Origin of the sequence: Flavobacterium sp. T12S277, from assembly GCF_048514875.1 — a bacterium.
Taxonomy (GTDB): domain Bacteria; phylum Bacteroidota; class Bacteroidia; order Flavobacteriales; family Flavobacteriaceae; genus Flavobacterium.
In genome coordinates this window covers 71,375-92,986 of record NZ_JBLYEG010000002.1, presented here as the reverse complement: position 1 = coordinate 92,986, position 21,612 = coordinate 71,375, and the positions used below count along the sequence as shown (strand labels likewise).

Below are 21,612 nucleotides of genomic sequence, written 5' to 3'. Positions count from 1 at the left end.
AAGATAACTAGTTGGTTTTGTAAAAGTCGACAATTTTTTTGGCTTTTGATACTCCTATGATATCGGATATTTCTTTTTCAGTCGCTAATTTCAATCTTTTAACACTTTTGAAATGTTGTATTAACGTGAGCATCGTTTTTTCGCCAATGCCGGGTATGCTTTCTACAGAAGAGTTGAGCGCTGCCTTGCTTCGTTTGTCTCTGTGAAAAGTAATTCCAAAGCGGTGTGCCTCGTTTCGTAATTGCTGAATTACCTTTAAAGTTTCAGATTTTTTATCGAGATATAACGGAATTGAATCGCCCGGATAAAATAATTCCTCGAGTCGTTTCGCAATTCCAATGATTGCAATCTTGCCGCGAAGTTCTAAGGCATCGATACTTTTTAATGCGGCAGAGAGTTGTCCTTTTCCACCGTCAATAATGATTAATTGTGGTAAAGGTTCATTTTCGTCTAACAGTCTTTTGTAACGGCGGTATACGATTTCGGTCATCGAAGCAAAATCGTCAGGGCCTTCAACGGTTTTGACGTTAAAATGGCGATAGTCTTTTTTACTTGGTTTCCCGTCTTTAAAAACAACACAGGCTGCCACCGGGTTTGTTCCCTGAATGTTTGAGTTGTCAAAACATTCAATATGACGTGGTTCAACAGGCAATCGCAAATCCTTTTGCATTTGTGCCATGATTCGGTTGGCATGTCGGTCGGGATCTATAATTTGTAACTGTTTGAGTTGTTCAATTCGGTAAAACTTTGCATTTCGAATCGAGAGCTCCAGTATTTGTTTTTTGTCTCCCAGTTGCGGAACGGTAGTTTTAATGTTTTCGCCCAGATCCATTTCAAACGGAACGATGATTTCTTTGGAGAGCAACTGAAAACGCTCGCGAAGTTCTATAATGGCAAGTTCTAATAATTCTTCGTCGGTTTCGTCCAGTTTTTTCTTGATTTCTAAGGTATGCGAACGTATAATCGATCCGTGCGAAATCTGAAGGAAGTTAACATAGGCGGCACTTTCATCTGAAACAATCGAGAAAACATCAATATTGGTAATCTTCGGATTTACAATGGTCGATCGCGACTGGTAATTCTCGAGGACATCAATTTTTTCTTTTATTTTTTGAGCTTCTTCAAAACGTAAATCTTTTGCATATTGATTCATCAGTCGTTTGAAGTCTTTCATGCTTTCTTTGAAATTTCCTTTCAGGATTTCGCGAATCGCATCGACTTGCCGCTGATAGTCTTCCAAAGATTCCAGTCCTTCACAAGGGCCTTTGCAATTGCCAATGTGGTATTCGAGACAAACTTTAAATTTTCCTGAATCGATGTTGGATTGGCTCAAATCGAAATTACAGGTTCTTAAAGGATACAATTCTTTGATTAAATCGAGTATGGTATGTACGGTTTTGAAACTGGTGTATGGGCCAAAATACTCAGAGCCGTCTTTGACCATTTTTCGTGTAGAGAATATTCTCGAAAAAGGTTCTTTTTTGATACAGAGCCAAGGGTAAGTTTTATCGTCACGAAGCAGCACATTGTATCGTGGCTGCAGGGTTTTGATCAGGTTGTTTTCCAATAAAAGCGCATCGGTTTCTGTGGGAACCACGATGTGTTTTATGGTTACAATTTTTTTAACCAGCACATTGGTTTTGGCGGTATCGTGTATTTTATTGAAATAAGAGGAAACTCTTTTTTTTAAGTTTTTGGCTTTTCCAACATATAAAATCTTCCCGTCTTTATCATAATATTGATACACGCCCGGATTGTCAGGCAAGGTTTGGATTTGAAGATCTAAGGACGGTTTATGCATTCTGTTTTATTTCTGAAGATAGCGGTTGTGCTTTTTAAAGAACCTTTCGGCGTTTAAAAACCTTAACATTGATTTAGTTTCAAATTTACGAAATCAAAAGAATAATTTCTATATTTAGATTTTATAATTCTACATGAAAAACAGTAAACCCCTGATTATTTTTGGCGAAGCAATTTTGCCGGGTGAGAGTAAAACGATAAACGTTGAAATTGCGCGCCTCCACACCACCACAAAACTTAATATTCCGGTTATTGTACGTCGTTCTAAAACAGAAGGCCCGGTTGTTTTATTCTCGGCTGGAATTCACGGCGACGAGATCAACGGTGTCGAAGTGGTCCGACAAATTATCAGCAAAAAAATCAATCGCCCTTCAAGAGGAACTATCATTTGCATTCCCATTATCAACATGTATGGTTTTGTAAATAAATCAAGAGAGTTTCCCGACGGGCGTGACCTGAACCGGGTTTTTCCGGGAAGTAAAAAAGGTTCTCTGGCAAGCCGTTTTGCTTATCATATTGTGGCCGAAATTTTACCGATTATCGATTATGCAGTTGATTTTCATGCCGGAGGAGCAAGTCGTTTTAATGCCCCGCAAATTAGAATCACACAAAACAATCCCGAGTTGAAAACACTTGCCGATGTGTTTAACGCACCTTTTACTTTATACTCTAAAAATATCAACGGTTCGTTCCGAAATACCTGCGAAAAAGCCAATGTAAAAATGCTACTTTTTGAAGGAGGAAAATCGCTGGATATTAACGATTTTGTTGCAAATGAAGGCGTAAAGGGGGCAAAGCGTTTACTGAATTATTTAAAAATGCTGGATTCCAAACAGCTGGTGGAAACAGAGGATGAGCCTTCTATTTATATTAAAAATTCGGTTTGGCTGCGTGCCAAATGCTCAGGCCTGCTGCACGATTATAACAGGATTGGACGTTTTGTAACCAAAGGGACTATCCTGGCTATTATTACAGATCCGTTTGGTAAATTTGAACAAAAAGTAAAAGCACCTCATGATGGGTTTGTGATTAACGCCAATCACTCGCCAATTGTGTACGAAGGGGACGCCATTTACCATATGTCTAAAAACAGTGATGAACATGCCGACGAATAAAAAAGAGTTACGATTACACTATAAAAGTCTTCGAAAAGAACTTTCGGAAAATGATATCGAAGAAAAAAGTCTGGCTATTGCCAATGCCTTAATCCAATTGCCCATTTGGGATAAAACCTATTACCACGTTTTTCTTCCGATTGAAGAACAGCGGGAAGTCAATACCGAATATGTTTTGCATTTGCTTTCGGGAAAAGACAAAGAAATAGTGGTTTCAAAAAGTGATTTTGAAACCCGGGGCATGACCCATTTTTTATTGACAGACAATACGAGAATCAAGAAAAACGAATATAATATTCCGGAACCCGTAAATGGTTTGCCTGTTCCGTCTGAAACGATTGAAGTGGTTTTTGTGCCGCTTTTAGTTTTTGATAGCTTTGGAAATCGGGTAGGTTATGGAAAAGGTTTTTACGATAAGTTTCTCGCGGAATGCAAACCGGAGACGATCAAGATTGGACTTTCCTTTTTTGAAGCCGAGGATCAGATTGCAGATGTCTTTGAATCAGATGTGAAGCTGGATTACTGTGTGACGCCTTTAAAAACCTATACTTTTTGATTGTAAACCGTAAAATTGATATAAGTAAGTTTATTGCTTAAACAGTCTTAAATCTAATTATTCTTATATCACTTATGTGATTTTGAAACAATTAGAGCCTAAAATGAAAATCCCAAATACCATTTTAAAATTGGTTTTGGGATTTTTTATTTGAGTTTTAGAGAAATTTTATTTTACTTCTTTAATGGTTGAAGCATCAATCCAGCCTTCTGTTCCGTCGGTTAATTCGATTTTTTTCCAGCCTCCAACAGTTTCTAAAACGTAGACTTTGGCTCCTTCATGTAACAAAGTAATGGCAGAGCCTGCTTTTTGTGGTTCACTGCGAATTTCACTCAATTCGGCAAAAACAATTGCAGGACGATCGTTGTCAAAATGATTTTTTTCAGACATACCTGCCGAAACGCTTAAAAGCAAAGCCACCAAAAGAACAAACATTCCGATGAAGTAAATTCTTTTCGAAAGGGTCAGCTGAGAAAAGTAATAGCCAATAAAAGTCAATAAAAAGGCGAAGGCAATTGCGATCGAAATGATAGCCCAGGTATTGTAATTGAAGATACCGGTAAAGTTTTGAATCAGTTTGGCGAAACCTACTTTTGGAACTTCTTTGATTTCATCAATGGTTAGTTTCTTGGCAAATTTCAGGTTGTTTAAGGTCTCCGGATCATGTGGTTTTAAGACCAGTGCTTTTTCGTAGTTATAGATCGAAGGAGCGACTTTGTTTAATTTGTAATAACTGTTTGCCAGATTGAAATACAATTCTGCCGATTGCTGTTTGTCTTCTTTGATAATGCTTTCATATACATCAACGGCTTGTTGATATTGTCCTTTTTGATACAACGCATTTCCCTTTTCAAAGCTGCTCTGAGCAAAGAAAACCTGAGTAATTAATAAAAAAAGGTACAAGACTATGTTTTTCATTTTATTTCTTTTAAACCCGACCCGTTTTTAAAACCAGTCGGATTTGAGTTTATTTAAGTTTAAACAATTTGTTTTTCTAAATCCGAAATGATCAAAACTGCTTTGTCGAAATCCTGCTGGATTGACGCGCTTGATGCCGGAGCATATCTTGCGAATTCACAGTTTTCAGTCAGATCAATAAAACTCTGTACAGATTCCGGGTTGGCACTTCTGGACAGTAACAATTCGCGAATATTATCCTTACTCATTTCTGAGGTTTCAATATGCAGTTTCGCTTTCAGGAAATTGTGCATTGCTTTTTCCAGCGCGATATAAAATGGTTCTTTGTTGTTCAACTGTTTTTTAGCTTCAGATAAATATTTCTTCGCCAGCTTGTTGTTCATTTTAATACGGTTTCCGGTTACATCACCATCAATGGCTTCTTTTCGTTTCTTAGCCAGAATAATAATTGGAAGAATAACGAAAGGCAGGTACAATAAAATATAATACAAATTAGAGCCGTAGAAATCGTTTTTAGCAATAGCGACTAAAGTTGTTTTAGGCTTGATGTATTTAAATTGTTCTGTTTTTGCAATTACGTTTTTAGAGGCGTGTGCCGTAGCATTTGCTTCTGCCTGCATCGGACCGTCTAAAACATCAATCATAATTTCCTGAGAAGTGATCGTTTTATAGGAACCGGTACTCAAATCAAAATAAGAAAATTGCATCGGTTTGATCGCATACTTCCCTTTGTATTGTGGAATGATGGTGTATTTGTCGCTAATTTTTCCAGACATTCCCGACAGTGAAGTGGTTACCTTTTCGTCGTGTACAGGATCGTACATTTCTAAGGCATTAGGCACGACAGGTTTTGGCAATGTAAACAACTTCATGTTCCCGTTTCCGGTGGCACTCACAAACAAGTCAAGGCTTTCTCCGTTCTTCAAAGTTGTTTTAGAAGGGGTCACCGTGAAATTAAATTTACCTACCGCACCTCCAAAACCTTCAGGTTTCGTAGCTTCCGGCAAAGGACGTACGTTAATTGTTTTAGCACCTGCTGAAACCACTTTGTTGTCGTCGCTTACAATCATCTGACCAAACATATCACGACGGTTGGTTGGCAGCTGCACACCTATGTCCAGTGAAAGCGGTTCAATCGTAAGTCTTCCTGATTTTTGAGGATATAAAATGGTCTTTTTTAAGATGACATAATAACATCTTTGCCCCTGATAACTTCCCTGTTCAACAGCCAGTTGTTTGATATCGATATTCTGATTCCAGAAGTCGTTGTATTTAGGTTTTGCCAGTTCTTTGAAGCCTGTTACATTGATATAATTGAAATACAATTTGTACACCACGGTAATTGGCTCATTCAGATATGGATTTGTCTTTGAAATTTCGGCTACAAGATTCAGCATTTCATCGCCTGTACTTGATCCTTGAGGTCTGTCATTCGGATCTCTTTCCTGTGCAACGGCATTGGTTACCACAATCTTTAAAGGTGCCGTTTTGTAAACCTGACCATTGTATTCAATAGCGGCCTGTTTGATCGTTACAGTCCCTTTGCGGTCGGGCTGTAAAATATAAGAATAGATTTTTTGAAAAGAACTTCTTCCATTAATCCAGGACTGACTTATTTGCTGGCTGGGTCCGGCTACAATTTTAAAACCATCAAATGTAGGCTGGTCAAAGTTGTCTCCATCCACATTCATGATGAAGTCAATACGCAGTCTTTCATTCACGCCAAGCGTGTTCTTGCTTACTTTGGCTTCAAATTGAACCTGAGCCATAAGCCCCTGAAAAGTGAATAGTAATAGAATTAAATATCTTTTCATTACTTGTTTAATCGGTTTGTTGTTTATAGTTTGTTGTTGGTTGTTTGTAGTTTATGGTTGGTTTAAGAACTATAAACTATAAACGACAAACAATCGGTCTACCAGTCTTTTTCTGTTTTTTTAGGGTTACCTTTTACCTTTTGGGCGTTTACTTTGTCCTGAATTTTCTTTTCTTCGTTGTTTACCGCATCTAGTAAATTCTGAACTCTTTCTTTGGATATTCCTCCCGGCATTGGTTTTGGCTCCCCTTTGTTGTCGGATTTGTCATCTTTCTTAGGGTCGTTTTTGCCGTCTTTTTTATCCTTGTCTTTGTCGCCTTTATCGTCTTTCTTCTGATCGTCTTTTCCGTCCTTTTTGTCTTTATTGTCGCCGTCTTTTTTCTGATCGTCTTTTTTGTCGTTCTTTTTATCCTTATTCTTGTCTTTGTTTTTATCGTTTTTCGGAGGATTTTCTTTTAATTTTTGTTTGGCCAAAGCATAATTGTAACGTGTTTCCTCGTCAGTCGGATCGTTGCGCAAAGCTTCTTTGTAGGCTTCAACGGCCTGGGTGTAATTTTTCTCTTTCATGAAAACATTTCCTAAATTGTGAAATGCTTTGTGTTTTTCAGGTCTTGTTTTTGAATTTTTGATGGCTTTCGCGTAAGCAAACTTGGCTTCAGAAGCCTGATTTTGTCGGTAAATTGTATTTCCCAGATTGTAAGGGGCAGTCGCGCGTTTTGGGAATTTTGACTCTGAAATTCTGTAGTTGGCTTCGGCATCAGTAAATTTATTCTGCTTATATTCCTCATTGGCGTCAGGCAATGTTTTGTCTTTCTCCTGAGCAGAAACGGCCAAAGAAAATGTTAGTAAAATATAAAGAAGTAAATTTTTCATTCTAATTTTTTATGTTTTTAGTGGGCCACAAATTGTACCAATTGGCACTAATTTAATTGTTCTTTATTTTTTGAATCTCACAAAGACCTTTTTTCCTTTGTGTATTTAGTGGCTAGCTTTAATTATTTCTTTTCGTTAAATAAATTCAACTCTTTAATCCAGTTTGTTTTTCTTTCTAAAAGGAAAATATCTAAAAACAACAGCAGAAAGGCGAATCCGATGAACCACTGAAATTGGGATTGAAAATCGGCCATTTGAGTAGCTTCAAATTCTGTTTTCTGGATATTGTTCAGGGCATTCTTGACGTATTCCAGAACTTCCTTTGTATTCCCGCCGTAAACATAGCCACCTTTAGTCGCTTTTGCAATAGTTTTTAAACCTTCCTGATTTAATTTTGTAATAACCGTCTCTCCGTTTTGGTCTTTTTGATAGCTTCTGACTACTCCGTTTTCTTTTAACGGAATGGTGCTTCCTTTTTCTGTTCCAACACCAACGGTAATGATTTTCATTCCCATTTTATTGGCTTCTTCGGCAGCGGCTGAGGCACCTTCAGAGTGGTCTTCTCCGTCCGAAATCAAAATCAACAGTTTGCTGGTTTTGCTTTTTTCGTCAAAATAAGTCGAAGACAATCGAATGGCTTCGTCCAGCGAAGTTCCCTGTGAAGAAACCATATCAGGAGTCATGCTTTGCAGAAACATTTTGGCTACGCTATAATCGGAGGTAATCGGTAAAACCGGGAAAGCGCTTCCGGCATAGGCCACAATTCCAATTCTGTCGCTTCCTAAATTGTTGATGATTTGGGAAACCAATTGCTTGCTTTTCTCCAAACGGCTTGGTGCAACATCTTCGGCAAGCATACTTTTTGAAACGTCAACGGCAAAAACAATATCGATACCTTCACGTTTTACAGTTTCCATTTTGGTCCCAATCTTTGGATTCACCAATCCAATAATCAAACAGGCAAGTGCCAAAAGCAATACCGATAATTTTAATACAGGTTTAAAAACAGAGCGTTCAGGGCTCAGTCTTTTTACCATTTCAAGATCACCAAATTCGCGTTGCTTTTTCTTCTTCCAATACATATTGAAAAGGAAAATACACGCCACAATCGGGAGTAAGAATAAAAGGTATAAATATTTTTTTTCGTCTAATTCCATATAATTTTTAAAATTCCAATCCCATCGTTGAGGGGATAAATTCCAAATTCCAACTTTTTTCTAATTTTCAATACTTAAATTCCAAATTCCAGTTTTGTTATTTGGTATTTAAATTTTGGAATTTTTTGATTTTTCCAAAATCAAATAAAGCTTCTGTAAACCGTATTTCGTAAACCTACTTCCAATAATAGTAAAAAGGCTGCTAATAAAACAAATCCTCTGTACTTTTCATCGTAATCGTAGAATTTTAATTCTTGTATTTCGGTGGTTTCTAACTTATTGATTGCATTGTATATTTCGGCCAATCGATCGTTGCTTGTGGCTCTAAAATAAGTTCCGTCTGTTTTACGGGCGATGCTTTTCATGAGTTGTTCGTCGATTTCTACTTTTTGCATTTTAAATAAGAAACCTCCGTTTGGCGCGTATGCATATGGAGACAGAGCCATTCCGTTGGTACCAATTCCAATGGTATATACTTTTATTCCGTATTGTTTTGCAATGTCTGAAGCGGTTTCAGGCTCGATAAAACCGGCATTGTTTACACCATCGGTCATTAAAATAATGACACGGCTTTTTGCCTTACTGTCTTTTAAGCGGTTTACGGCTGTTGCCAATCCCATTCCAATTCCGGTTCCGTCTTGCAGTACCGTATCGTATTTGATTCCTTTTATGGCTTCTAAGATTATGGCTTTGTCACTTGTAACGGGAGTTTTGGTGTAGGCTTCTGAGGCATATAAAACCAATCCGATCCTGTCATTAGGTCTTTCCTCAACAAAATCTGCAGCCACTCTTTTTAAAGCTTCCATACGGTTTGGCTTTAAATCTTTGGCCAGCATACTACCCGAAACGTCAATTGCCATTACAATATCGATCCCTTTTGTGGTTTTAGTCTGATTGCTGATGTCCACCGTTCTTGGTCTTGCTAAAGCAACGATTAAAGAGCTTAAGGCAATAACCCTGAAAACATATAAACAAGGTTTTAATCTGGTCAGCAGTGATTCGCTGTTTTTGAAACCCTGCGTGGAACTCATCTTTAAAGTCGCCGACTGCTGGTTGCGTTTCCAGAAGAACCAGGCGATCGCAATTGGAATTAACAGAAATAACCAAAAGAATTCCGGATTTAAAAAAGTTATCTTATTCATTAGTTACTCGCTTTTCTAAGTTCGACAGAATTTAATATTCTGGTTGTAATATCATTCGCATAAGTGTCTCCTTCTTCATGTAAAATCAGGATTTGTTGTAATCCCTGATCCTGTTTAAAGAGTAAAAGTTCATAATATGCTTTTGAGCTTGTTTTGTCAACCGGGTTGAAGACCGTCATGGTTCCGTATCCTTTTAGTCCCTGAACCCCTTCGTTGGTTTGAAAATCTTCTTGTTTTACAATAATATTTTGTCCGCCCTGAGCTTCAATAACTTTTAGAGAACCTTCTAATGCTTTGGCCAGATCAAGTTCTACCGGATTTTTAAATTTGCTTGTTGAAACGGTTACATAGAAATTACCCACCATGCTTCCATAAGCAAAAAGCTGCATTTCTTTGATCAGCGCCATGGTTTCTTTCGGAAGCACTTTTTGTGTATCCATACGTTTTAAAACCTTTGGCGTTTCGATTAAAATGCCCGGATTTCCGTACTCACTTTTTACCCATTCTCCCTCTAATAATTCTTTCGACGGATGTCCGATTACATTATCTTTTACATAGGTGAAACCTTTGGTAACGATAAAAAAGGCTGTAGTAGCTATTAATAAAAACAAAACAGAACCTACCGAAATCGCAATGCGTTTGTTGCGTTTCTTTAACAACTGCAGCTTAATCTGCTTTTGTTTTTGTGCTTCGTTCAACAATTGATCTTCTTCCTCTGTGGGAACTTCGGTTGGAATAGCATTATCAAGGGTTAAGATTACTTTTTGAATTTTATTTCGGTCTTCCGTAATTTCAAACTCTAAAGGTTTAGACTTCGCAAATTTTACCAAATCCGCTTGACGCAGCACACGTTCTAGGTTTTCAACGGTTTCCGGAGTTAAAGTCATTTTCTTTTTGGTCGAAGCCGTTCTGATGGCCTGAATCAGTTCAGAAGTGGTGCTTTCCATAGCCGGAATGTGAATGGCTTCTTCGATATAGTTTCGGGCGATATCTGTTAGTTCACTGTAGTATTCTTTAATTTCGCCCTTTTGTACCAATTCTTTTTGCTCCAGATTGTTTAGTAAGCTGGTCGCTTTTTCGATAGGAGTTTTGTAAACTTCCTCTTCTATCTTTTTCTTTTGGTGTTTCTTAACGTACCAATATACAAAAGCACCAATGGCCAGAATTACAATCAGAATTAAAAGATAAAGCCACCAATTGCCCATGCCGCTATCGGCTGGGGTGATGTCTTTGATGTCGTACATTTTTTGTTGCAGGGTGTCGACTTTTACATTCGCCACTTCAACACGAATAGAATCTGTTAAGTAAGGTTTTTTGTCAATTAAAATCTTAATCGCCGGAATGGTATATTTTCCGGAATCAAATTGTGTTAAACCATATTTTTTGATCAGTTCGTAAGTGTCGTTTTTCTTTACGGTATCAATAGGATACGATTGAATCACCTCTAAAGGACCTATGTTTTTTAGTTTCGGAAAAACAACGGTAGACTTCGAACTTACAACCGTTTTTAAGGTTAGTTTAAATTCGGCGCCAATTTTATTTTTTGTAGTATCAATGCTTGTCTCTACTTGTTTTTGTTGCGCAAAAACAGCGGAAGAAAGTAAAAATAAAAATATGTAAAATTTTAATTTCATTAGGATTAACGATTGAAGATTAACGATTTTTGATTTCGGATTTTGTCCGAAATGGAAAGATTTTTGATGTTTCCTAAAATTCTAATCTTTTATTTTTTATGAACTATTTTTTGATGTTTTGATGCTTGCTACAAATATGGATATTAATTCATTGGCTTCTATTTTTGCCTTAGTTAGATTTTCTAAATCTGTTGATAAATTTGCTTTTTCAATTATTTTTAGACAAACTAAGGTTTCTCTCAGCTCTTTCAGGCAAATACCCATCTTGTGTATAAAATCTTTTTTGCTTTCTGCACTTTGTGCTTCACCATAATTTAAAGCTGGTGATGTCCCCGATCTCGTTATTTGTCCAAGTAAATGATTTCCGGCGTAGTTTTTTTCAAGTTTAACGGTTAGTGATATTATGCTTGCAGCAAAATCAATTAATCTGTTTTCTAATTCTTGTTTAGTCATCTTCTAATATCTTAAATATCACACTCCTTCATAAATCAAAAATCGTTAATCAAAAATCGTTAATCAGATATCTAAATTATCTTGATTTGAAATAACCTAATAATTTGGTCACATAATTTTCGTCGACTCTTGTATTTACGACTCCTGCTCCCGATTTGCTGAAAATATCTTTGAAATAGTTTACGCGCTCCTGGTAATGTTTTTCGTAATTGAGTCGCACCGTTTTTGAACCGGTATTGACCAATTGTACTTTCCCTGTTTCAGCATCAAGCATACTCACCATCCCTAGATTTGGAATTTTTTCCTCGCGGATATCGTATACGCGAACGCCGGTTATGTCATGTTTTTTAGAAGCAATTTTTAAAGTCTGCTCATAATTTTCAGACATAAAATCGGAAATCATAAAAACGATAGCTTTCTTTTTTTGTGTTCCGGACAGGAATTTCAAAGCTTGTGAAATATCGGTTTTGTGACTTTTAGGTTCAAATTCAATTAACTCACGAATGATTCGCAGTACATGAGAACGTCCTTTTTTTGGGGGAATATACAACTCTACATTGTCAGAGAATAATATTAAACCAATTTTATCATTATTTTGTGTAGCCGAAAAAGCCATCGTTGCCGCAATCTCGGTGACGATGTCTTTTTTAAACTGACTTTTTGAACCAAAACCTTCAGAGCCCGAAATATCCACCATTAAAACCATGGTTAGTTCGCGTTCTTCTTCAAAAACTTTTACGTGGGCTTCATTGTAGCGCGCCGTTACATTCCAATCGATGTTACGAATGTCATCGCCATATTGGTATTGACGTACTTCACTAAAAGTCATCCCTCGCCCTTTAAAGGAAGAGTGGTATTCTCCCGAAAAGATATGATTGCTCAGTCTTTTGGTTTTGATTTCTATTTTCCGTACTTTTTTTAAAAGCTCTTTTGTATCCATTTCTTTAGTTTTCAGTCGCAGTTTTCAGTCGCAGTTTACTTAATAAGGGGTTTACTGTGACTGAAAACTGAAAACTATTTTTAAGGTACTTCAATCTCGTTTACGATTTTGTTGATAATGTCTACAGAAGTAATGTTTTCGGCTTCGGCCTCATAAGTAATACCCACTCTGTGACGCAGAACATCATGTACAACTGCACGAACATCTTCGGGAATTACATAACCACGACGTTTGATGAAAGCGTAACATTTTGCTGCATTCGCTAAATTGATACTTCCACGTGGTGATGCTCCAAAACTGATAAGAGGTTTTAAGTCGGCAAGTTTGTACTTCTCCGGATAACGGGTAGCAAAGATGATATCTAAGATATATTTTTCGATTTTTTCGTCCATGTAAACTTCACGAACAGCTTCCTGCGCACGCAAAATTTGCTCTACAGAAACTACAGGATTTACTTTTTCGTAACTTCCTTTTAGGTTTTGGCGAATTACAAAACGCTCTTCGTCAATTTTTGGATAGTCAATTACAGTTTTAAGCATAAAACGATCGACTTGCGCTTCCGGAAGCTGGTATGTTCCTTCCTGTTCTACCGGGTTTTGGGTGGCAAGTACTAAGAATGGACGATCTAGTTTGAAAGTGGTATCGCCAATGGTAACTTGTTTTTCCTGCATCGCCTCCAAAAGTGCAGATTGCACCTTTGCCGGAGCACGGTTAATCTCATCGGCAAGGACGAAATTAGCAAAGATTGGCCCTTTTTTAATAGAAAATTCGTTGGCTTTGATATTGTAAATCATCGTTCCAACAACATCGGCAGGCAATAAGTCTGGAGTAAACTGAATACGGCTGAACGAACCCTGAACTGCCTGCGACAAAGTATTTATCGCTAAAGTTTTGGCTAATCCCGGAACACCTTCAAGCAAAATGTGCCCCTGTCCCAAAAGTCCGATTAGTAAACGCTCGACCATATGTTTCTGGCCCACAATAACTTTGTTCATTTCCATTGTAAGAAGGTCTATAAAAGCACTTTCTCTTTCAATTTTTTCATTTATCGCTCTAATGTCTAAAGTCGTTGTATTTTCTTCCATATAAATATTTTTAAAACCTTTTTAAAACGTTGATTTTTATGCCTAACTTTTGAGAGTGCAAATTGAATATTTTTTGAGAAGTAAGATGTTAAAGAATGGTTAAAACTTCGACCAACGACCTAATTTTAAGGACGAATTGGGAATCTATTTTTATATTTTTAAGAACTTTGGTGATTATGCTTCAGAAAAGCACATTTATTACCAAAAATAACGCAATAAAACCATGAGTAAAACAGCATTATCGCCTATTATTTCGGGCACTATGAATTGGGGTGTATGGGATAAAAACCTAACGCTTAAAGAAATGGAAAACATGATACAGATTTGTATCGAAAACAAAATAACTACTTTTGATCACGCAGATATTTACGGCGCTTATACTACGGAAGCCGATTTTGGAAAAGCATTTCAGGCCAGTAAAATTTCGCGTGAAAAATTACAATTAATCACCAAATGCGGTATTCAGATGATTGCTGAAAGCCGTAAAAATAGAATCAAACATTACGATTACTCTAAAGAATATATTGTATGGTCTGTTGAAGAATCATTGAAGAAACTGAAAACAGATTATGTTGACGTTTTTTTACTGCACAGACCTAGTCCGCTTATGCAGGCCGATGAAATTGCAGAAGCCGTTGAAAAGCTAAAATCAGAAGGTAAAATTATCGATTTCGGACTTTCTAATTTTACCAGTTCACAAACCGAGTTGATTCGTCAGAAAACAGAAGTGAGCTATAATCAGGTGCAGTTTTCAGCAACGAATTTTGAGCCTATGGTTGACGGAAGTTTTGATTATATGCAAACACACGGAATTCGTCCGTTGTCATGGAATCCGCTTGGAACGGTTTTTAGAGAAGACACTAAAAAAACACGCCGTTTGAAAAAGCTGTTGGCCGAACTAGTTAAAAAATATGGCTTTGGTTCAGATACTCTTTTACTGGCATGGATTTTAAAACATCCGGCCAAAGTAATTCCGATTGCCGGAACTGTAAATGTTGCCCGAATTCAATCGCTAATGAAAGCAGTAGAATTGGAAATGGATAAAGAAGACTGGTTCGCGATCTGGACGGAAAGTATGGGCGACGATGTTGCTTAGTGTTCATTATTCAGATTTCAGTATTCAGAGAAAATGCTAAAAATATTTTGCCACAGATTAATGGATTAGAAAGGATTGATTAATCTGTGAAAATCTTTTAATCAGTGGCATAAAAATAAAAATATACAATGAAAAAAACAGTTTTAATTACGGGTGCCACAAGCGGAATTGGAAAAGCAACCGCACAAATACTGGCCAGGAACAACTTTAAAGTGGTGCTTTGCGGAAGACGTATCGACCGTTTAAGCGAACTTGAAAAAGAACTTTCGGCATTTACAGAAGTACATTCCCTGTCATTTGATGTTCGGGACAAAAAGGAGGTTCTTGAAAAAATTGAGGCGCTTCCTGCTTCCTTTTCGGATATTGATGTTTTGATAAACAATGCCGGAAATGCACATGGTTTGGACCCGATTCAAACCGGAGATTTAGACGATTGGGACGCGATGATCGATATTAATGTAAAAGGACTTTTGTATGTTTCGAAAGCAGTGATTCCGAAAATGACTGCTAAAAAATCCGGACATATTATAAACATTGGTTCAACAGCTGCAAAAGAAGTGTATCCAAACGGAAATGTGTACTGCGGAAGTAAACATGCCGTTGACGCAATTACTGCCGGAATGCGAATCGACTTAAATCCGTTTGGAATCAGGGTTGGAGGAATTCATCCCGGGATGGTAGCGACCGAATTTAGTGAAGTGCGTTTTAAGGGTGATGTCGAAAGAGCTTCGAATGTGTACAAAGGTTTTGATCCGCTTCAGGCAGAAGATATCGCCGATATTATTCATTTTGTGATTTCAAGACCATACCACGTTAATATTGCCGATTTAGTGGTCATGAGTACAGCGCAGGCTTCATCGACCATTGTTAAAAAAGATTTATAGACTTTTCTTAGACTGGTTTAGACTTCTTAGAATTTTAGACTAACTTAGACTTGCTTAGATTTTTTACCCTAAGTGGGTAATCTTAAAATTGGGTTGACAGACTTCTTGAATTTTTAGATTAATTTAGGTGTCTGAGAAGTTTGGCAATTTGTTTCCCAACTCTATAATCTAACATTCTAAGAATGTCTAAAGATCTAAGCTAGTCTAAGAAGTCTAAGTCAGTCTAACAATCTAAAAAAAATGATCAATAAACGCCTTTTAATAAAAAACCTGCTCGCTCATAACGACGAGAGCAGTTTTTATGATAAAAAAAGGCAATTGAACCTGCATTCCCGTGAAGGAAAAGGGAAGTTCCTGAAACACATTTGTGCTTTGTCGAATTCAAATCCTACGAATAATTCTTATATCGTGGTGGGAGTAGAGGATCACGACAACGAAATTGTAGGCGATGATTTCTTTGATGACAGCCGAATCCAGAATCTGGTGAACGCCTTTTTAGAAAATCCACCCAGAATTCAATACGAAAATGTGCCCTTTCCGAATCTTCCAAAAGATAAGGTAATCGGATTGGTGACGATTAAACCTAAAAGCAAAATCTCCTATTTCAAAAAAGGAATTCATACGATTGTTGCCAATAGTGTTTTTATGCGCCGCGGGAGTAATTCGGTTCCCGTTGAGGGCGAAATCGAAAAAAACTACCAGAACACAGAAACCGTTATCGGGATCGAAAACAGTTCGAGAAACAGTATTCAGTACACTCTCGACGGTGTGATTGATTTTATGAATTTCAGGCACAAAGACATGTCACCCAAATATCATGTTTTTAAAGAATTGTTTGTAATTTGCTGGGCAGGAGTTCCTAAAAAATCCAGAGATAAAACCTTCTTATCCCGTGTTGATATTGAGCTGATCAATGAACAGATTAAACTCTTTTATTCCGCTCAGGATGTGGTTACGATTGTTTATGACGAGGATAGTTTTACCATAACAGAGTATGTTCCGCTGGGCTTAAACGACAAAACCAGTTATTATCCGTTAGAAAAACAAACCATTCATTTTTTTGACAACGGTTACTACAAAATTGACAGCGAAATGCTTTTTCAGCCTCCTGAATTCAACCGTAAAATGCTGTATCATATTTACAATTCGAATATGGCCCTGCTTCAAAAATTGCAGCGTGGGATCGCTTTGTCGGGGCGTGAATTGAAAGATCTGGAAAATCTGCCTTCTACTTTTATGATTTGTTATTTGAATGGTTTTGACGATGCTAAACAAAAACTAATTGATGCCAAACTGCTTTTAAAACCTTTTGGAAATATTTATTTGTCCTTTAAAGAAGCACTTCGAATTTTGCGTAAGATGAAATACGATTTTCAGGAAGGAGCTAAATAGAAGGGGCTAAGTTGCTAAGATTCTGAGGTTCTGAGTAAAGGGGCAAAGGCTCAAAGCGACAAAGGCTCAAAGGTTTTTTAGTTATGCAGCTTTGGTTTAATTCAGACCTAAAATTATTGATATTTTAAATATTTACTGACTTCATCATATGGGAACAACAGTTCTTTTGGGCCATCGGCATAAGAAGCGGCTTCATAGGAGTTGTAGTATAAAAGCAATCCTTCTTTGGTGTAAAAAATGTTTTGTGGCAGGTGGAATTTGTCATTTTCAAACATTAAACCTGTTGCATTGATGTTTGATTTTTCGGGGATTTTATATTTTTTACGGAATTCTTTTTCAGCGTAAGCCAAAAACTCTTTTTCATTTTTAAAAATCTGATCGATAAAAATCGTTTTTCCTGTTTTAGAATGGAACAGTAAAGAACGATACCCCTGATAGCCATGAGCGCCTCCGGTAAAAGTATAGTGGTCAATTTTCAGGTTGATAATCTGATCGGATTCAAATTCGACATTTCCTTTAATTTTTGCCTCCCATCCAAAAGTTTCGCCAGGGAATTTTTTGTGCATTTCTTCATATGAGCCAATAAAAGATGCCGCCAGCGCTTTGTAGTCATTGGCTTTTTTCGGGTCTTCTTCAAAATAGACGATTTCTTTAATGACCGCAAAAACTTTTTTATTAATACTATCGGCTACAATAGGGATATTTTTTGCGATAGGAACATCAATGGTTATTTTCGGACAGTCCTTTTCACAAGGCAATGTAGATTCTTTTTCAAATGTCTCATTTTCAAACGAAAGTTCTTTGCTGCAGCTTACAAATGTCAAAAGCAAAAAGATTAAAAAAGGATATTGTTTCATGTCAAAAAGTGTTAATTATATACAAAGGTAAGAAGTTGTGTCAGGATTAAAATAAATTAAACGGTAAATTTGTACCATAATTATGCATTTTAAAAATATAACTCTATGAAATTCAATACTAAAGTAATACATGGTGGTCAGCATCATGATCCAGCTACAGGAGCTGTTATGCCTCCGGTGTATCAAACCTCAACTTTTATACAAACCAGTCCGGGAAAACCTTTGGCGGATTATGAGTATAGCAGAGCGTCAAATCCAACCCGTACAGCTTTAGAAAATGCTTTGGCTAGTATTGAAAATGGTACTCGTGGATTGGCTTTTTCATCAGGTTTGGCGGCTACAGATTGTATTTTAAGATCGTTTAAAGCTGGTGATGAGATTATCGCAATGGATGATTTATACGGAGGAACCTACAGAATGTTCTCCCGAATTTATAAAGATTCAGGGATTAAATTTCATTTTGTGGATATGACCGATATCGAAAAACTGAAATCATTAATCAATGAAAATACGAAACTGATCTGGGTTGAAACACCAACCAATCCGTTGATGAAATTAGCAGATATCGAAGAAGTAGCTAAAATTACCAAAGCGAATAATATTTTGTTTGCAGTTGATAACACTTTTGCGACACCTTATTTACAAAAACCACTTGATCTGGGAGCTGATATTGTGATGCACTCTGCAACAAAATACCTGGGCGGACATTCAGATGTTATTGCCGGAGCTTTAATTGTAAAAGATGAGGCTTTAGGAGACCAATTGCATTTTCAGCAATTTGCAACGGGAGCAACATTAGGACCAATGGATAGCTTCCTGGTTTTAAGAGGAATCAAAACACTTTCATTGAGAGTGCAGAGACATTGCGAAAATGGAGAAAAAGTAGTAGAATATCTGAGCAATCATCCTAAAATTAATACGGTTTATTATCCGGGTTTAAAAAGTCATCCTTTTCATGAAATTGCCAAAAAGCAAATGAAAGCTTTTGGTGGAATGGTATCTTTTACGTTTAAATCAGGGAAAAAAGAAGATTCGATTGCCTTTTTAGAAAAACTTAAAGTGTTTACGCTGGCTGAATCTTTAGGAGGAGTGGAATCTTTAGCCAATCATCCGGCTTTGATGACACATGCTTCAATTCCGGCAGACAAAAGAGCTGAAGTAGGTATCACCGATGACTTAGTTCGATTAAGTGTTGGTATTGAAGATGCCGAAGATTTAATTGCTGACTTAGAGCAAGCTTTGGCATAAAAATATATAAATTCCAAATCTCAAATCCCAAACTCCAATTTTAATCATTTTGGAATTTGGGATTTGTTTTAGTTGTAAATTTTCTTGTATGGATTTAGTCCGTCAACCCAGGCGGAGTTGAAAAAAATAAATGAATTTCAAATAAAAAATCCCAAACTCCAATTGTAATACTTTGGAATTTGGGATTTGGAATTTGAGATTTGGAATTTGAGATTTGGAATTTCTAAAATTACAAGTATTGAATATATCCTACATTAAACCAAACCTGCCAGTCGTTTGATTTGTTTTCTGTGTAAATTTTCTTGTTTGGATTTAGTCCGTCAACCCAGTCGGAGTTGAAAACCTGAAAACGGGTTTCGAACATTAAATCGTTCATGCGGCCTAATTTGTAATGAACACCTAAGCCGGCAGTACCGGATAAAACCAGACCATTCTCACTTGAAAAACCAAATTGACGGCCGTCTGAAGGAGTCAGGTATTTTGGAAGTGTAGTGTCGGGAGTTCCCAGTTTACCAAGTTCAGAGCTTACTTCTGTTGTATAGTAACTTACTAAAAAACCTAAACTTACATAAGGGCTGAAAGCGCCTATAGAAGTTTCGTAATAGTGGATCTTTACCGGAGAAAATTCGAGCTGCGATCCAAAACTAATTACAGTCGATTTTCCGTGCATGGCTTTAAGTTGCTTAACTCCTAATGTAGCAGGTTTTTTCTCCGTCCATTCACCAAAATGATTCAGTTTTGAGCTATTAAAAGAGAGTTCTGATCTGACTTTGAAATGTTCGGAAAAGAAGCTTTCCCGGTTGCTGTTGGTAGAGAAATTGACAAAATGAACCAATCCGACACCAAATCCGGTGTTTCCAAGATTTGTATCCAGATTATTTCTTTCACCAAAATCAGATTGAAAAGTAACAGGGCCGAATATTATTCCAACTTCGTGTGCCAGTGATTGTGCAGTCGAAATTGTTGAGATGCCAAAAAAGGCAAATAACGTGAGTACTATAGGTTTAAGCATGGGGGTTGGGCTTTCAAATCCCGGCAAATATATAAAAACACAAGGAACTAAAAAGGATAAACAGCTGTATTGATGAATATTTATTAAAAATATTAAATTATTAAATATTTCGGTAGTAATTTACTGCAAAACGCAAAACCTAAAATATCTTTTTTCTGTATTAGCTGTATTATAAATAAAAGTTTAAGAGATTCTTAAAAAAATATTCAATAAATACCATTTTCGATTACCTTTGTCTTAAATAACGAAAACGTTTTCTTAAATGTTAATAATCTAATAATCATGTCACAAAGTATTACCGCTTTTATGGATTCGGTTAGTGCAAAAAACCCGAACGAATCAGAGTTTTTACAAGCAGTTTTAGAAGTTGCCGAAACGGTAATTCCTTTTATTGAAGAAAATAAAAAATACCAGAACAAAATGCTTTTGGAGCGTATGGTAGAACCAGAGCGTGTTATCCTGTTCAGAGTGAACTGGTTGAACGACAAAGGTGAGATCCAGGTTAATAAAGGATATCGTATCCAGATGAATTCAGCAATCGGACCTTACAAAGGAGGTTTGCGTTTTCATCCTTCTGTTAACTTGAGTATTTTGAAGTTTTTGGCTTTTGAGCAAACTTTCAAAAACAGCTTAACAACATTACCAATGGGTGGTGGTAAAGGAGGTTCTGATTTTGATCCAAAAGGAAAATCAGATAATGAAATTATGAAATTCTGTCAAAGTTTTATGACAGAACTTTCAAAACATATTGGAGCTGATACTGACGTTCCTGCCGGAGATATCGGTGTAGGAGGTAGAGAAGTTGGATATATGTTTGGTCAGTACAAAAGATTAAGAAATGAATTTACCGGAGTTTTAACCGGAAAAGGAATTTCTTTCGGAGGATCATTAATTCGTCCTGAAGCTACAGGTTACGGAGCAGTTTACTTTGCTCAAAGTATGTTAGCAACTAAAGGAGATAGCTTTAAAGGAAAAATTGTTGCTGTTTCAGGTTCTGGAAACGTAGCACAATATGCAACTGAAAAAGCAACTCAATTAGGAGCAAAAGTAGTTACATTGTCTGATTCTGCAGGATATATTTATGATGCAGATGGAATCGATGCTGAAAAATTAGCTTTCGTAATGGAGTTAAAAAATGAGCTTAGAGGAAGAATCAGCGAGTACGTGGCAAAATATCCAAATGCGAAATACGTAGAAGGAAAACGTCCATGGGAAGTTAAGTGTGATGTAGCATTACCATGTGCAACTCAAAACGAATTAAATGGTGATGAGGCTAAAGCTTTAGTAGCTAACGGATGTATTGCCGTTGCAGAAGGAGCAAACATGCCATCTACTCCGGAAGCTGTTACTGTTTTTCTTGATGCAAAAATTTTATTTGCTCCTGGAAAAGCTTCTAATGCTGGTGGTGTTGCAACTTCAGGTCTTGAAATGTCGCAAAACTCATTGCGTTTAAGCTGGTCATCTGAAGAAGTTGACGAAAGATTAAAAGGAATCATGTTAGCAATCCATGCTTCATGTGTAAAATACGGTTCGGATAAATCAGGTTATGTTGACTACGTAAAAGGAGCTAACATTGCAGGATTTGTTAAAGTTGCCGATGCTATGCTTGCACAAGGTGTAGTATAATTTTTTAGTTA

19 protein-coding genes are annotated in these 21,612 nt (G+C 36.9%); 7 read left to right on the top strand and 12 right to left on the bottom strand.

Annotation, left to right across the window (positions count from 1 at the left end):
* Nucleotides 1–7: 7 nt before the first annotated feature.
* Complete coding sequence (gene uvrC / locus ACN1CN_RS04610; protein ID WP_419134816.1) at nt 8–1,801, bottom strand: excinuclease ABC subunit UvrC; 1,794 nt, start codon at nt 1,799–1,801, stop codon at nt 8–10.
* Nucleotides 1,802–1,934: 133 nt separating this feature from the next.
* Between uvrC and ACN1CN_RS04605 the strand changes: the two genes are divergently transcribed.
* Both ACN1CN_RS04605 and ACN1CN_RS04600 read left to right on the top strand, forming a co-directional pair.
* Nucleotides 1,935–2,915, top strand: coding sequence for a succinylglutamate desuccinylase/aspartoacylase family protein (locus tag ACN1CN_RS04605; protein WP_419134815.1), 981 nt, complete (start codon nt 1,935–1,937; stop codon nt 2,913–2,915).
* Entirely contained in the window at nt 2,902–3,471 is a 570-nt protein-coding gene (locus ACN1CN_RS04600; protein WP_264525600.1) for a 5-formyltetrahydrofolate cyclo-ligase, read from the top strand. Before ACN1CN_RS04605 ends, ACN1CN_RS04600 begins: the two co-directional genes overlap by 14 nt.
* Before the next feature lie 168 nt (nt 3,472–3,639).
* On the opposite strand, the gene ACN1CN_RS04595 is transcribed toward ACN1CN_RS04600, so the two are convergent.
* The 9 genes from ACN1CN_RS04595 to ACN1CN_RS04555 form a co-directional block, all read right to left on the bottom strand.
* Nucleotides 3,640–4,389: a tetratricopeptide repeat protein gene (locus ACN1CN_RS04595; RefSeq protein ID WP_264525599.1), complete on the bottom strand. Its 750-nt coding sequence runs from the start codon at nt 4,387–4,389 to the stop codon at nt 3,640–3,642.
* A gap of 59 nt (nt 4,390–4,448) precedes the next feature.
* Complete coding sequence (locus tag ACN1CN_RS04590) at nt 4,449–6,203, bottom strand: BatD family protein (protein ID WP_264525598.1); 1,755 nt, start codon at nt 6,201–6,203, stop codon at nt 4,449–4,451.
* Between the two features lie 98 nt (nt 6,204–6,301).
* On the bottom strand, nt 6,302–7,075 hold the full coding sequence (locus tag ACN1CN_RS04585; RefSeq protein ID WP_419134814.1) for a tetratricopeptide repeat protein: 774 nt from the start codon (nt 7,073–7,075) through the stop codon (nt 6,302–6,304).
* A gap of 122 nt (nt 7,076–7,197) precedes the next feature.
* Nucleotides 7,198–8,232: a VWA domain-containing protein gene (locus ACN1CN_RS04580; RefSeq protein ID WP_264525596.1), complete on the bottom strand. Its 1,035-nt coding sequence runs from the start codon at nt 8,230–8,232 to the stop codon at nt 7,198–7,200.
* 140 nt (nt 8,233–8,372) lie between these two features.
* Nucleotides 8,373–9,374 (bottom strand): vWA domain-containing protein, encoded by a 1,002-nt coding sequence (locus ACN1CN_RS04575; RefSeq protein WP_264525595.1) that lies wholly within the window; start codon nt 9,372–9,374, stop codon nt 8,373–8,375.
* Nucleotides 9,374–11,008, bottom strand: a complete 1,635-nt coding sequence (locus ACN1CN_RS04570; RefSeq protein WP_419134813.1) for a hypothetical protein — start codon at nt 11,006–11,008, stop codon at nt 9,374–9,376. The genes ACN1CN_RS04575 and ACN1CN_RS04570 overlap by 1 nt, the downstream gene beginning before the upstream one ends.
* Nucleotides 11,009–11,104: 96 nt before the next feature.
* Nucleotides 11,105–11,461 carry a four helix bundle protein gene (locus ACN1CN_RS04565; RefSeq protein WP_419134812.1) on the bottom strand — a complete coding sequence of 119 codons (357 nt, stop codon included), beginning with the start codon at nt 11,459–11,461 and terminating at the stop codon, nt 11,105–11,107.
* Between the two features lie 76 nt (nt 11,462–11,537).
* On the bottom strand, nt 11,538–12,401 hold the full coding sequence (locus ACN1CN_RS04560; protein WP_264525593.1) for a DUF58 domain-containing protein: 864 nt from the start codon (nt 12,399–12,401) through the stop codon (nt 11,538–11,540).
* Between the two features lie 80 nt (nt 12,402–12,481).
* Complete coding sequence (locus tag ACN1CN_RS04555; RefSeq protein ID WP_007807095.1) at nt 12,482–13,486, bottom strand: AAA family ATPase; 1,005 nt, start codon at nt 13,484–13,486, stop codon at nt 12,482–12,484.
* A gap of 223 nt (nt 13,487–13,709) precedes the next feature.
* Between ACN1CN_RS04555 and ACN1CN_RS04550 the strand changes: the two genes are divergently transcribed.
* The 3 genes from ACN1CN_RS04550 to ACN1CN_RS04540 all read left to right on the top strand — a co-directional run bounded on the left by ACN1CN_RS04550 (nt 13,710) and on the right by ACN1CN_RS04540 (nt 16,858).
* The gene (locus ACN1CN_RS04550) at nt 13,710–14,582 is read left to right on the top strand and encodes an aldo/keto reductase (RefSeq protein WP_419134811.1); all 873 of its coding nucleotides are present in this window, start codon (nt 13,710–13,712) and stop codon (nt 14,580–14,582) included.
* Nucleotides 14,583–14,710: 128 nt separating this feature from the next.
* Entirely contained in the window at nt 14,711–15,466 is a 756-nt protein-coding gene (locus tag ACN1CN_RS04545; protein WP_264525591.1) for an SDR family NAD(P)-dependent oxidoreductase, read from the top strand.
* A 240-nt stretch (nt 15,467–15,706) separates the two neighbouring features.
* Nucleotides 15,707–16,858 carry an ATP-binding protein gene (locus ACN1CN_RS04540; RefSeq protein ID WP_264525590.1) on the top strand — a complete coding sequence of 384 codons (1,152 nt, stop codon included), beginning with the start codon at nt 15,707–15,709 and terminating at the stop codon, nt 16,856–16,858.
* Nucleotides 16,859–16,971: 113 nt separating this feature from the next.
* On the opposite strand, the gene ACN1CN_RS04535 is transcribed toward ACN1CN_RS04540, so the two are convergent.
* A complete protein-coding gene (locus tag ACN1CN_RS04535) occupies nt 16,972–17,715 on the bottom strand; it encodes a DUF3298 and DUF4163 domain-containing protein (protein WP_264525589.1) in 744 nt (247 codons plus the stop codon).
* A 105-nt stretch (nt 17,716–17,820) separates the two neighbouring features.
* On the opposite strand from ACN1CN_RS04535, the gene ACN1CN_RS04530 reads away from it, so the two are divergent.
* Entirely contained in the window at nt 17,821–18,963 is a 1,143-nt protein-coding gene (locus ACN1CN_RS04530; RefSeq protein WP_291286115.1) for a cystathionine gamma-synthase, read from the top strand.
* Nucleotides 18,964–19,192: 229 nt separating this feature from the next.
* Here ACN1CN_RS04530 and ACN1CN_RS04525 read toward each other — a convergent pair whose 3' ends face one another.
* Nucleotides 19,193–19,975 carry a THC0290_0291 family protein gene (locus tag ACN1CN_RS04525; RefSeq protein ID WP_264525587.1) on the bottom strand — a complete coding sequence of 261 codons (783 nt, stop codon included), beginning with the start codon at nt 19,973–19,975 and terminating at the stop codon, nt 19,193–19,195.
* A gap of 282 nt (nt 19,976–20,257) precedes the next feature.
* On the opposite strand from ACN1CN_RS04525, the gene gdhA reads away from it, so the two are divergent.
* The gene (gene gdhA, locus ACN1CN_RS04520; RefSeq protein WP_173965045.1) at nt 20,258–21,601 is read left to right on the top strand and encodes an NADP-specific glutamate dehydrogenase; all 1,344 of its coding nucleotides are present in this window, start codon (nt 20,258–20,260) and stop codon (nt 21,599–21,601) included.
* Nucleotides 21,602–21,612: the final 11 nt, after the last annotated feature.